This is a genomic window from Nitrosomonas sp. (assembly GCA_016703745.1).
Taxonomy (GTDB): domain Bacteria; phylum Pseudomonadota; class Gammaproteobacteria; order Burkholderiales; family Nitrosomonadaceae; genus Nitrosomonas.
The window spans coordinates 1,387,477-1,400,819 of sequence record JADJBK010000006.1; the positions used below are offsets into that span (position 1 = coordinate 1,387,477).

Annotated in this window: 10 protein-coding genes; 5 read left to right on the forward strand and 5 right to left on the reverse strand. The window is 50.5% G+C overall.

The genetic code is table 11. The features are described from left to right. Window positions 1-71: 71 nt before the first annotated feature. From IPG31_07630 to IPG31_07640, 3 genes are read right to left on the reverse strand one after another with little or no spacing between them, the layout of a single operon-like run. The gene (locus tag IPG31_07630; protein MBK6618227.1) at window positions 72-965 is read right to left on the reverse strand and encodes a polyprenyl synthetase family protein; all 894 of its coding nucleotides are present in this window, start codon (window positions 963-965) and stop codon (window positions 72-74) included. Further along, window positions 955-1,224 carry an exodeoxyribonuclease VII small subunit gene (locus IPG31_07635; protein ID MBK6618228.1) on the reverse strand — a complete coding sequence of 90 codons (270 nt, stop codon included), beginning with the start codon at window positions 1,222-1,224 and terminating at the stop codon, window positions 955-957. Before IPG31_07635 ends, IPG31_07630 begins: the two co-directional genes overlap by 11 nt. 30 nt (window positions 1,225-1,254) lie before the next feature. Beyond that, window positions 1,255-2,460: a tyrosine--tRNA ligase gene (locus tag IPG31_07640; protein MBK6618229.1), complete on the reverse strand. Its 1,206-nt coding sequence runs from the start codon at window positions 2,458-2,460 to the stop codon at window positions 1,255-1,257. Between the two features lie 96 nt (window positions 2,461-2,556). Here IPG31_07640 and IPG31_07645 point away from each other — a divergent pair, with 96 nt between their 5' ends. From IPG31_07645 to IPG31_07665, 5 genes are all read left to right on the forward strand, one after another. Further along, the gene (locus IPG31_07645) at window positions 2,557-3,870 is read left to right on the forward strand and encodes a peptidoglycan DD-metalloendopeptidase family protein (protein MBK6618230.1); all 1,314 of its coding nucleotides are present in this window, start codon (window positions 2,557-2,559) and stop codon (window positions 3,868-3,870) included. A 6-nt stretch (window positions 3,871-3,876) separates the two neighbouring features. Next, entirely contained in the window at window positions 3,877-4,968 is a 1,092-nt protein-coding gene (locus IPG31_07650; protein ID MBK6618231.1) for an anhydro-N-acetylmuramic acid kinase, read from the forward strand. Window positions 4,969-5,071: 103 nt separating this feature from the next. Next, complete coding sequence (locus IPG31_07655) at window positions 5,072-6,286, forward strand: efflux RND transporter periplasmic adaptor subunit (protein ID MBK6618232.1); 1,215 nt, start codon at window positions 5,072-5,074, stop codon at window positions 6,284-6,286. Then, window positions 6,283-9,405: an efflux RND transporter permease subunit gene (locus tag IPG31_07660; GenBank protein ID MBK6618233.1), complete on the forward strand. Its 3,123-nt coding sequence runs from the start codon at window positions 6,283-6,285 to the stop codon at window positions 9,403-9,405. Before IPG31_07655 ends, IPG31_07660 begins: the two co-directional genes overlap by 4 nt. 283 nt (window positions 9,406-9,688) lie before the next feature. After that, window positions 9,689-10,114: a hypothetical protein gene (locus IPG31_07665; protein ID MBK6618234.1), complete on the forward strand. Its 426-nt coding sequence runs from the start codon at window positions 9,689-9,691 to the stop codon at window positions 10,112-10,114. 39 nt (window positions 10,115-10,153) lie between these two features. Here the strand turns inward: IPG31_07665 and flgL are convergent, their stop codons facing one another. Both flgL and flgK read right to left on the reverse strand, forming a co-directional pair. Next, the gene (gene flgL / locus IPG31_07670; protein MBK6618235.1) at window positions 10,154-11,362 is read right to left on the reverse strand and encodes a flagellar hook-associated protein FlgL; all 1,209 of its coding nucleotides are present in this window, start codon (window positions 11,360-11,362) and stop codon (window positions 10,154-10,156) included. Between the two features lie 36 nt (window positions 11,363-11,398). Further along, window positions 11,399-13,294: a flagellar hook-associated protein FlgK gene (gene flgK, locus IPG31_07675; protein ID MBK6618236.1), complete on the reverse strand. Its 1,896-nt coding sequence runs from the start codon at window positions 13,292-13,294 to the stop codon at window positions 11,399-11,401. Window positions 13,295-13,343: the final 49 nt, after the last annotated feature.

A 13,343-nucleotide genomic window follows, 5' to 3' on the forward strand; every position in this document is an offset into this window, starting at 1 on the left:
GAAAAAACTTAGTAGAAATGGATGGAAGGCAAAAGATACGGGACAACTGCAAACTGTTCTTCAGAGCCGCTTTAAAATTCACGCTCGATAATAAAATCGGTCACTTGTCGCAGACGGGTAGCATCTGCTCCAAGCTTGTCCAGGGTTTGGCAGGCGTCCTGGTGGATTGATTTTGCCAGTTTACGCGCTTGTTTGACACCCAATATACTAACATACGTCGGTTTATTGTTCTCCGCGTCCTTGCCAGCGGTTTTTCCCAGCGTATCCGTCGTCGCTTCTGCGTCCAGAATATCATCCACCACCTGAAATACCAAACCAATACACTTTGCAAAATGATCGAGTTGCTTGATTTGAGAGACATTTAACCCATCACCACAACACGCCCCCAGTATGACTGCAGCTCGAATTAGTGCGCCAGTTTTATGGATGTGCATGAATTCCAGCTCTGCCAGGCTCAATGTTTTACCAACACTATCCAGATCGATCGCTTGACCACCGGCCATCCCACGCGAACCTGCGGCTATCGCAAGCTGTTCAATCATTTCCAGTTGTTTGTCTGGATTTTGTGTCAAACCAGGTTGCGCCAATATCTGAAAAGCCAGACTTTGCAAGCTATCACCCACCAGTAGTGCGGTTGCTTCGTCATAATGGATATGGCAAGTTGGCTTGCCTCGCCGCAAAGTATCATCATCCATGCAGGGCATATCATCATGCACCAGAGAGTATGCGTGAATTAGCTCAACTGCTACTCCAGCCTGCACTGCGCGGTCTTGATCCGCTCCGCTTAATTCGCCGGCGGCAAGTGACAACAAAGGACGTATTCGCTTACCCCCACCCAGTACGACGTAACGCATTGCCTCATGTAAGCGTGCTGGCGCGCAATCTACTGTGGCAAGATGTTTATCCAGACATACTTCAACTTGCGCAAGACAAGCATTCATCCAAGTCGTAAAATCAGCACTCATTACTTTCCGTAACCGTAAAATTTTTAAGCATCTCTGCTTCGAATATCTTGATTTGTTGTTGTGAGTTTTCCAGCGTCTTCTGGCAATATTGTAACAACTCCATCCCACGCTTGTAGTTAGAAAGTGATTCCTGCAAATTCATCTGTTCACTTTCCATCGCCACAACAATACGCTCCAGTTCGGCCACGGCATGTTCAAAGTCTTGCGGCTGTAGTTGTGATTGGGAAATTACCTCAGTTTCTGTCAGTTTTTTTTTCATGCTTATGGTATGAACTGTTTTCTGGGCACCCTATTTTTCTGGCAAGAGGGTAACCTTTGCAAATTTCCGTTTTCCAATCTGGATGGTTACTGTCGCATTGAGCGGGATAGCGATAGTTTTATCACTAATCTTGCCTCCATCCAGTCTGACTCCACCCTGCTCAATCATACGCAAGGCCTCGCTGGTGCTTGCCGTCAACCCAGCAAGCTTAAGGAGTTGCGGAATCTGAATGGCATCTCCAGTAATATGCAGCATTTTTTCTGGCAACTCATCAGGCAGCGCACCTCTGGTAAAGCGTGCTTCAAAATCCACCAATGCCTTATCTGCATCCACCTGGCTATGAAAACGCGTAACAATTTCCAGTGCAAGCTGCACTTTGATATCCCGAGGATTACGCCCCTGGGTAACGTCGCTGCGCCATTGCTGTATTGTCTCCAACGTTTCAAATGACAACAGCTCCAGATATCGCCACATAAGCGTATCGCTGATTGACATCAACTTACCAAACATTTCTGTCGGTGATTCAGCAACACCAATATAATTATTGAGCGACTTGGACATTTTCTGCACACCATCCAGTCCTTCAAGCAATGGCATGGTCAGGATACATTGCGGGGTCTGTCCATAATGTTTTTGCAGCTCACGCCCCATCAGCAGATTGAATTTCTGATCAGTCCCACCCAGCTCAAGATCAGCTCTGAGCGCAACAGAATCATACCCCTGGATCAGGGGATAAAGAAACTCATGAATGGCAATGGGCTGATTATTACGATAGCGTTTGTCAAAATCGTCACGCTCGAGCATACGCGCTACGGTATGAGTAGAAGCAAGCTTGATGAGATCCGCCGCACTGAATTGATCCATCCAGGTTGAGTTAAATACGACCTCTGTTTGCTCTTGTCTCAGTATTTTAAAAACTTGCGTGGTATACGATATGGCATTGACGGCAACCTGCTCACGGGTCAAGGGTGGTCTCGTCGTATTTTTGCCGCTGGGATCTCCAATCATGCCGGTAAAATCACCAATCAAAAACAGAACGTGATGTCCCATGTCCTGCAACAATCGCAGTTTGTTCAATAAAACTGTATGTCCCAAATGCAAGTCTGGCGCAGTAGGATCAAACCCTGCCTTGATCCGAAGCGGAGCCGATTTCTGTAGTTTTTCCACCAGCTCCTGCTCGATCAGCAATTCCTGACAACCACGCTTGATGGCTTGTATGGCGGATAATTCAGACACAATAGCAGGATAAAAATGTGGACGTCGTCATATTATTTATGCGGTTCCATGTTAGACTTCGAATTATCTGTTAATTAATGAGGAGAAGTATCGTTAATGTATTATCAACCTTACCTGCCCCCCAAAAAATCAAGCATATTATCGCAGAAACGTACCCGCTGGCTAACCCTTCTGCTCAGCATGCCAATACTTGGCATGGTCACCGCCTTCGGCATCATGCCGGACGCCTCTTTTCAGAAAGCTTCCGAAGAACGGGTTGTGTACCCCCTGACTTTGCCGGAAAATCTGGCAACTTCTGACCCCGATATGACTTTCTGGCATCAGGAAAGTATTCGTCGTGGCGATACCATCCATGCAATACTTGACCGACTGAATATCAGTCGGCAGGATAAATTGGATATTCTCAATACGTCACGCACCAGTGAAGCGCTGCATAAGCTCAAACCAGGTGAGATCGTACATGCGGAAACCCGTCCAGACGGAGGGTTGCTGTTACTTCGTTATTTTTATGGCAATGGAAAGCAGTTACAAATTGAGAAAGTAGACGGCGTTTTTGAACTCAATGAACTGTCGAGTCAACATGATAATACCACCCTGCAAATTTCATCAGGCGTAATCACCCACTCCCTGTTTGCAGCCGTCAGTGATGTCGGACTTCCAAGTCAGATCGCCTCACAAATGATCGATATTTTTGCCAGCAACATTGATTTTCACCGTGGCCTGCATAAAGGTGATCACTTTACCGTCATCTATGAATCTCACCAGGATGAAAGCGGTCAAACTCAACCGGGACGAATTCTTGCAGTAGAATTCAGCAATAAGGGAAAGCCATACCGAGCCATCTATTTCAAGGCAGAAGGTCAGGGTGACTATTACACCCCTTCAGGTGATAATCTGCACAAACCTTTTTTGATGGCACCACTCAAATTTTCACGAATCAGCTCCGGATATACCGACAATCGTTATCATCCTATTCTCAAACGATGGCGTGCACATAAAGGAATTGACTACGCCGCTCCCGCCGGTACTGAGATCATGGCAACGGCTGATGGATCTGTCAAATATAAGGGTCAGCAAGCTGGATATGGTAACTTGATTGTTTTGCAGCATGCCGGGCCATACAGCTCCGCTTATGGACATTTATCAAGTTTTGTCAGCCATCTGAAGCCAGGCCAACGCGTCAAGCAAGGCGATATCATCGGCTATGTCGGCTCGACTGGCATGGCAACCGGCCCACATCTCCACTATGAACTGCGGGTAAATGGCATACAACAGGATCCGACCAAGATCGTTATGCCTGCTGCTCCTTCCATTAATAAAAAATATCGCGCTGCTTTTCAGAAGCAAAGCAGGGAAATGCTCGCCATACTCGAACTGCCGCACAATACCGAAATGGCCTCTCTGCAATAAGACTGCTTGAGCAGCTCATATTATATTGGACTGATGTCAGGCACCAGTCTTGATGGTATCGATGCTGCTCTAACGGATCTTTCCCGATCACCTGTGCTGATCAACACTGCTTTTACAGCGTTTGACGACACTCGACGGAAAGATCTGCTCGCACTGCATACGCCGGGTAAAAATGAGCTGCAGCGAGCGGCGCGCCTTGCCAATCAGCTAACTTATTCCTACGCGGAAATTGTTAATCAACTACTTGATCAGGTAGCAGTCTTACCTTCTGAGATTCGTGCAATTGGCTGCCATGGTCAAACAATCAGACATAGCCCACAGGATGGATACAGCATTCAACTCGTTAATGGCTCCTTACTGGCGGAATTGACCGGTATCACGGTAATAAGTGATTTCAGAAATCGCGATATCGCTGCCGGGGGACAAGGCGCACCGCTGGTGCCGGCTTTTCATCAAGCAGTGTTCTCTCATCCGCACATTCATCGTCTGATCATCAACATCGGCGGAATCGCCAACATTACCAGCCTGCCACCAGAAGGCGAGGTAACCGGTTTTGATTGCGGACCGGGTAACATGCTAATGGATGCCTGGTGCCACCTGCACACCGGTATGACTTATGACCACCATGGCAACTGGGCACGATCTGGCAACCTTATTCCCCACCTGCTCGAAAAGCTACTGGCGTCACCATATTTCTCCCTCCCCCCACCCAAAAGTACTGGACGCGAGCTATTTCATCTTGATTGGCTCACTACTCACCTCTCCAGCAACGCGCGCCCAGAAGATGTTCAGGCAACCCTGCTCAGTTTTACAGTTGAGACGATAAAACGTGCGATCACGTCATGGTATCCCCGGGCAGGAGAACTTTATCTATGCGGTGGTGGCGCGCATAACGCCGCGCTGATCATGATGCTTCACGAAATCATGCCTCATCACAAAATTAAACTAACTGACGAGCTAGGTATTCCCGCTGACTGGGTGGAAGCCTGTGCTTTTGCCTGGCTTGCCCAGCAAACAATCAACAGATCACCAGGCAACCTGCCCGCTGTTACCGGCGCAATGGGAACCAGAATATTGGGCGCGATTCATCAAGCCTGATTCTTGCAGTCCCAAGTATTTTTCAACTGGCTACATCATGAACTGCGAGATTTTCCGGGTTTAAGCAGCTTTCAACTACTGGATAAGACCTTAAAAAATATTTATGAAAAACAATGTTATTTTAATAACGGGCCTAATCACTTTAGTAGCATCATTATTTTTCTGGTTGAAAAGTGAACCGGATAACGCGCAGACAGCAGATGGCAAACCCAGCCTGCCGCCCACCGCCATCATGGTTAGCCCGGTGGGAAATCAGGATGTTGCCGTGACGCTAAAACTAAACGGTATCCTCACCACCATTCAGTCGGTCGATATCAGACCCCAGGTCAGTGCCATAATCCGAGAAATCCATATCCGAGAAGGACAATCTGTCCAGCAGGGTCAGCTATTATTCACACTTGACATGCGCACGGAAGAGGCCAACCTGAACAAAGCACGCGCCCAGGCAGAAAAGACTCGCACCGATCTGCGTAATGCTGAACGTCATTTTCAGCGCCAGAGCCAACTGTTTTCTCAGAACTTTATTGCGCGCTCCCTGCTCGATGAAGCAGAAAACCAGGTCAATCTTCTGAAAAATCAACTTAAGCTCGATCTGGCAGCCGTGGAAGCGGATCGTGTTACCCGTAGTCACGGCAAAATCCATTCTCCGATCAGTGGCCGTACCGGTGCTATTCCGTTTCATATCGGCACATTGGTCGGGCCAGATACAGGTTCATTGGTTAACATCACCCGCATCGATCCGATTCACGTCAGTTTTGAATTGCCGGAACAGGCGCTGCCCAATCTTCAGATAGCATTGGCCAGAAGCGAAGTCGTGATCAACGTACACTCTCCCCAGCCTGAATCATTCTCTCGGCAAGGCAAGATTATTTTTATTGATAACAAAGTCAATGCCGCCAGTGGCACTATCCTGGTCAAAGCAGAAATTCCCAATGCGGACAATTATCTCTGGCCTGGACGGCATGTTGAAGTAACACTCGCACCGCAGGTACTACAGAATGCTGCCACCGTACCGACCACTGCCCTGATGGTTGGGCCACGAGGGCAATTCGTTTATGTCCTGGCTGAGGACGATAGTGTCAGACCACAGCCCGTGAAATCCCTGCAGGTACAGGATGGGCTAGCGGCTATTGAAGGCATTGCGACGGGTATTTGCGTAGTTGTCGAAGGTATGCAGCAAGTTTTTCCTGGCAGCAAGGTGAAAATTGCCGATCCTGCAGAAAACTGGCAAGCATGCACCCGGGTAGCCGCACCAGAAAAACCAGTGCAGAGAAGTGATGGCAAACGGCCACCCTATGCCATGGAGCAAACATCATGACCCTGCCAGAATTGTGTATTCGCCGTCCGGTCATGACGGTGCTGCTGTCACTGGCCGCCATGATTGGTGGATTGCTTGCCTATCAGAACATTCCGATTGCTTCGCTTCCAAACATCGATACTCCGGTGATCACCGTGACTGCCATCTTACCAGGTGCAGGCCCGGAGACTATGGCAACCGCTGTTGCAACCCCGATGGAACGTCAGTTTGCCAACATCGCTGGTCTTGCGCAGATCAGTTCCACTAACCGCCGAGGGCTTACAACCATTTCCCTGGAATTTGTACCCGAACGCGATATTGATGGAGCCACTATCGATATTCAGTCCGCCCTGCTCAACGCGCAGCGGCTGCTTCCGGTGGAAATGACAACGTTTCCGTCTTACCGCAAGATCAGTCCAACTGATCTCTCCAGCGTACTACTCTCCCTGGTGTCGGATACTCTCCCCTACGCTGAACTCAATCGCTTTGCCGAAAACTTCATTGCACCGGCATTATCAACCTTGCCTGGCATTGCCGAAGTACGTATCAACGGACAGAAAAAATACGCGGTCAGAATCAACGTTGATCCGGTCTTGCTGGCCTCACGCGATCTGACCATTAACGACGTTGGTACTGCACTGGCGCAGATCAACAATAATTCCCCCATGGGTACACTCGAAGGACAGCGTCAGATACTGGTAATCGAGACTGGCAACCAGCTTGCCAATGCCGCCGATTTCTCGCAGGTTATTATCAAGACCACTGCCGACGGCCGCCCGATTCGATTGGCTGAGATCGCCACCATTGAGGACAGCGTAGAATCCACCAAAACCGCCAGCTGGACTGATGGCAAGCAATCTCTGAGTCTCTCTGTCTATACCCAGCCGGGTGCCAATCTGGTAACGTCAGTCGACGCGGTTAAGAAAACACTGGTTCGTCTTAATGAACAATTACCTCCCTCAGTTCGCCTGCAGGTACTGGTGGATCGCTCACTAGCGGTTCGTGAAGCCATACACGATGCACAGATCACGTTTGTGTTCACTGTGCTGCTGGTAGTACTGGTAATTTTTCTGTTCCTGAGAAAACCTCGCGCCACGTTGATACCGGTGTTCTCGCTGCCCATATCGATTCTGGTCACCTTCATCTTCATTCGCACCATGGGGTTTACACTCGACAATATTTCGCTTCTCGCCATCACGCTTGCGGTAGGGTTAGTTGTCGATGACGCCATCGTGGTGCTGGAAAATATCGTTCGCCACAGCGAACAAGGTCTGTCTCCGATGCAGGCCGCAATCAAGGGATCCCGCGAGATCACCTTTACGATCATCTCAATTTCTCTATCACTTGCCATTGCATTCATTCCACTGTTTTTCATCTCAGGCGTTATTGGCCAGATGTTCGAGGAATTTGCTGCAGTAATCACCGTAGCGGTACTGGTCTCGGCAGTGGTATCGCTCACCCTGGTGCCGATGCTCGCAAGTCGCCAGCCACCCGAATCCTCACGCCCAGACAGACTGGCATTTCTCACTAACTGGTTCACGATAATTTTTGACTGGCTGACAACAGGCTATACGTATCTGCTCGACTGGTCACTGGCACACCGCAAAACAATTCTGCTGATTGCCATTAGCACCCTGTTTGTCTCAGTTTCTTTGTTCATGATGCTACCCAAAGGTTTTTTCCCAGAGGAAGATACTGGCCGCGTGATGGTCGTGATCGAAGCAGCCGAAGAAATCGCTTTTCCCGCGATGACTGATTTGCTCCAGCAGGCGATAGCAATCATCGGCCAGCATCCTCACGTCCAGAACAACGTGGTTTTTACCGAAGGTTCCAACGTTGCCCGTTTTCTGATTGACCTCAAGCCACGCGCCGATCGTCCTCCCGCAAAGGAAATCCAGGAATCACTGCGCAAGAGTCTGCAGGCCATGGCAGGAATTCGCGCGTTCGTATCCAGCATGAACAATATCCGGCTCGGTAGCGTAGGCAGCAGAAGCCGTTTTCAGTATGTGCTGCGCGGGTTGCTGACCGACGAGCTTTACCCGACGGCGGATAGCATGATAAATAAAATGCGTGGGAATCCGGTATTTCGTGATGTCAGCGGTAACATGCAATTGCGCAGCCTGCAGGCAAAAATTGAAATTGACCGCGACAAGGCGCAGTTGCTGGGGGTGGATTCCGCCACTATCCGCTCAGCGATGTTTGATGCATTTGGTGAACGGCAAATCGCAAGCATTTATACGGCAAGTGATACCTATCGCGTCATTCTGCAGGCGGATGACGCACATCGTGTCGATGAAAATGCGCTGAGCAGTATTCATGTCCGATCGGAACGGGGTAATCTGGTACCGCTATCCAGCATGGTCAGCGTGACGCGCGGCTTTGGTCCATCTACTATCAACCGCATGGGTCAACTCGAAGCCATCACCCTGTCGTTCAATCTCGCTCCGGATACCGCACTGGGTGAGGCAACCGCCCTGATTACTCAGTTTGAGCGCGAAATTGGCATACCGGACAGCATTGTCACCAGCTATGCGGGTGATGCTGCTGCCTTTCAGACCAGCCAGACCGGGCAACTGATTCTGATCATCTCGTCACTGCTCGTCATTTACGTTTTGCTCGGCGTGCTCTACGAGAGCTATATCCACCCGATTACCATTCTGTCGGGGTTGCCCTCAGCAGCAGTGGGCGCGTTGCTCACCCTGTGGCTATTTGATCTCGATATTTCTATCATCGCGATGATCGGCATGCTGCTTTTGATTGCAATCGTCAAGAAAAACGCGATCATGATGATCGATTTTGCACTGGTAGCACAGCGCACCCAGCAACTGCCACCGTTACAAGCTATTCGCAGCGCCTGCCTGCTGCGCTTTCGCCCAATCATGATGACCACTCTCACCGCGCTGGTTGGTGCGTTGCCAATTGCCATGGGATTAGGCGCAGGTGCCGAGCTTCGTCAGCCGCTGGGTCTAGTTGTTGTAGGTGGACTGTTGTTTTCGCAAGTCATCACCCTGATCATCACACCAGTGATTTATCTGTACCTCGACCGCTTTTCCGGTTGTGGTCCGATTGAAATTGATCATGATGAGAATTCCATCGGAAACCACACCATTACACGAAATTCGCTCTCAAAACCTTTTTAAATATTGGTTTCTCCACAATGGAGTAGTGTGCGAACGTGCCGTCACCAAAGCGCAACCGGTATCGTTTCATTTCCGGGCATGATGGCTGGCGCCGACTTTGACTGGAACGCCTGATAAACCACTCAAATCCGGATAATTCACTGCCCATGGCTCACACGCCGAAAATTACGCACACAAGATTCAACCCTATATCCTCTGGCCGGCTATATTACAATAGCAACATTAGTCATTTTTTGAGGAACATATATCAATGAAACCATCTACCGTTTTCAAGAAATTAACAATTCTTACCGGGTTCCTGTCTGTTGCCGCCATCACGGCTCCAGCGCAGGCATCAAGCCCATACATTTCCTGTTCGATGAATTACAAACTCAGCGGATGGTCATTTGTCGTCAAGCACTATGATGGTACGGGCAACGTCACCTGTAGCAACGGTCAACGTGCCCAGGTTAAATTGACTTCAAGAAGCATCGGTTTCACCATTGGTCAATCTGACATAGAAGGAGTCGGTTATTTTTCAGAATTGAAAGATATCAGTGAAATTTATGGCGTTTTTATCGCGCTTGAAGGACATATTGGCGCGGTGAAATCCGGACACGGCCAGGTGATGACACGTGGCATGGTTTCGCTGGCCATTTCCGGAGCAGGTCGTGGATTTGATATCGGGGTAACCCTGGGCGGCCTGGATATTTCACCGCTTAACCGTTAAAGCCGGAAAACCAACGGCGGGTATAACCCGACCAAACCCTCAAATCTTGTTAAACAAGGACAACCCCGAGATACGGATGAAGGATTGCTGTGCGGCTTCGAGCAACGCCTGCTGACGGGTCAGATCTGAAATAGCCTGAGCAAAATCCAGATCCTGCAGGCGGGAGAGCGACTGCTGATATTGAACGGCGGTATCTTCACCGGCCTGCTGCAGTGAGTCGATTTCCTGCAGGCGCGCGCCTGCTGCGGCACGTGTGCCCAATACGTTAGTCAGCGCATGATCAAGATTCTGCAATGCAGTGTTCATACTATTGGTTAGCTTCGCGTTACCAGTGCTGCCCGTTGCGGGAGTTTCCAGCGCGGTAATGAAATTATTGATCGTTACAAATAGACTTTCATGACGGCTGGGATGTACGGTGAATGTGTCACCATCGGCAGGCGCACCCTTGATGGCAAATTGCAGCCCTTCAAAGCTGATCGCTTCCCCACTACTATAGGGATTGCTGCTGGACAATACCGCTCCGGTGGTCACGTTGGTTACGTCAAAAGTTGTCACGCCCGCGTTAACCTTGAAACTGATTTCATAATTATTCCCGGTCAGGCTGGCGGCATCGCTTACTGAACCGGCATTGATCACGCCGCTACCAGTATTGGAATCTTTCGCGGCGGTCACAAACGTGCCATTGCCGTTCCTGATCTGCTCAAAAATTGCGAGTCCAGTTTCACTGACGGGCAGTTGCCGGGAGGCAGAAACCTGCGCCAGACGTTGACCCTGATCACCCTTATACTCCACGCCACCGGCCACCTGCACGAAAGGCTGGGTTTTCCCCTGGAAACCGGAGAACAGATAATTGCCCTCGTCGTCGGTTGCGTTGGCCAATCCCAGCAATTCCTCGAAACGCCCGCGCAGTTCGGTCGCCATGTTTGAGCGGTCGCTGTCGGAGAGTACCGGGTTACCGGCCGCCACTGCCAGCGATTGCACATTCTGGATCAGGTTGGTAACACCGCCCAGCGTGCTCTCAACCAGTTTAAGGCTGTCTCCTGCCCGCTGGCGATTCTCCGCGTACTGGGTATTCAATGAGGCCGCCTGGGTTAATTCATGCGCACGCGCTGCGCCAATCGGATCATCGGACGGTGTCACAATGCGTTTGCCGGTTGAAATTTGCTGTTGCAGTTTGAATAATGAATTCTGTTGCTGCAGCATGGATTTTGTGCCTTGATCAAACAAGGTATTGGTGCTGACGCGCATGATGGTTTTTCCCTCCGTACTTGACTAATTATTTTTTCAAATTCTGAGCAGCGTATCGAACAGCGAATTGCTGACTTCGATCACCTTGCTGGATGCCTGGAAAGCCTGCTGGTAACGCAACAGATTGGCCGCCTCTTCTTCCAGATTGACGCCGGAGAGGGATTGCAGCGACTGGTCCGTCTGCGCGAGCAGATTCGCCTGTGCCGTATTCATCACCTCCAGCTCACGGGTTTTGTTGCCGATCTGGCTGACCAGGCGCGCATAACCGGATTGCAGTGACGCCGTATCATTCAACAGCGTGTTTTTTGTTTGCAGCCCGGCCAGCAGCAAGGCATTGCGGTTATCCGCGACACCACTGGTATTGGCCTCGATTTTGAACGTATCCCCCGCTGCCGGCTCACCACTGATCTGCACCGTCAGCCCGTTGAAACTGATATCGGCGCCGGGTGTGTATATCAGACCAGTTGCTGCGGCACCAGTGCCAACAATATTGAACTGCCCAGAGGAGGTAAAAGTGAGTGTCACCGGCTGTTGCAGATTCGTATCCAGAGCATCCACCTTGCCCGCGCTGATCTTGCCGGTTCCGGTATTGCTGGTGGCGGCTTCAGTACGAATTGGCGCGGCGGCGGCAATCTTCGCAGTATCGCTGATGGCGACCTCAATATTTTTGGCGGCCTGGCGAGTGGGCTGAATGACAAAGTGTTCACCCGCCGCCATGCTGCTACTGGTGATGCTCAACCCATCCAGTGTCAAGGGCGAAGCTGTAGTGGGTGCGGTTGTCGAACTGATCGAGGTTTGATCCGTCAGCCGTGTCAGCGTAAAATTTGTGCCGTTGTAATCGAAGCGATAGTCACTCGCAGTCAACTTGCTCACGTCGCTGATGGTCGCCGTTACGCTGGAAGCAGGTGCATTATCACGCGACGACATAATTTCTGGCTCAGGTACTTTAAAAAAGTCTCCACCAAGCACGCCACTTAGATCCTGCCCAAGGCGATGCTGATCGTTAAAGGTTTGCGCCAGACCGAGCGCCAGCAGGCCAAATTCATTCTGCGCCTGATCGAGCGTCTCGTTGCGAAACGCGATGAGCCCACCCATGCTGCCGCCTTGCAACTGGTGTTCCGGAATCAGCACGGTTTTGTTGCCCAGATCCATCGCCACTGTCAATCGCTGCGGGTCTTCCCTGGAAGGCACCGTTTTCAGCGCCATGGTTTCCGAACCCACCACCAGTGCCTGACCATTGCCGATAAACACATTGTGATGTCCGTTATCCTGCCGCACGACCGAAACATTGGCCAGCTTGCCCAGATCCCGCACCAACGCATCGCGCTGGTCACGCAGATCATTGGCGGGTTGCCCACCGGATGAACCTTCCACCGTTTGAATATTGAGGTTCATTCTGCCGATCTGTTGCGCCAGCGAATTGATTTCGTCAACGGTGCTGGTCAACTGACTGTTGACGCCATCGCGCACTTCATTGAAGCGATGATCCATCGACTGGAAGCGTCCTGTGAGCGCTTCGGCATTACTCAGCATCGCCTCGCGCGAAGGCACGGAAGCCGGGTTGGCCGCGACATCCTGCACCGCGTTAAAAAAGGCGTGCAATGCGGGGGTCAATCCCGATGATGTGTCTGCCAGCAGATTGTCGAGTTGTTTGATTTCGTTGTAATAACTGTCCAGCTGGCTGCTTTGGGTTTGTGTCTGTAGTGCCTGGGTAAACAGAAACTGGCTGAATACGCGCTGTACTGTCGACACCTGTACGCCCTGGCCAATAAATCCATTTCCACGCCGATCTGGAATATTGGTGCTGGCAATCGCCTGCTGGCGGTTATAGCCGGGGGTCGATGCGTTACTGATATTGTGGCTGGTGGTCAACAATTGCGCCTGCGCGGTTTGCAGACCGGAGACACCGATGTTCAGAATACTGTTTCCCATGATTCAATCCTTATATTTTTAAATCCTGATGAGTGTTGTTAACGACAAA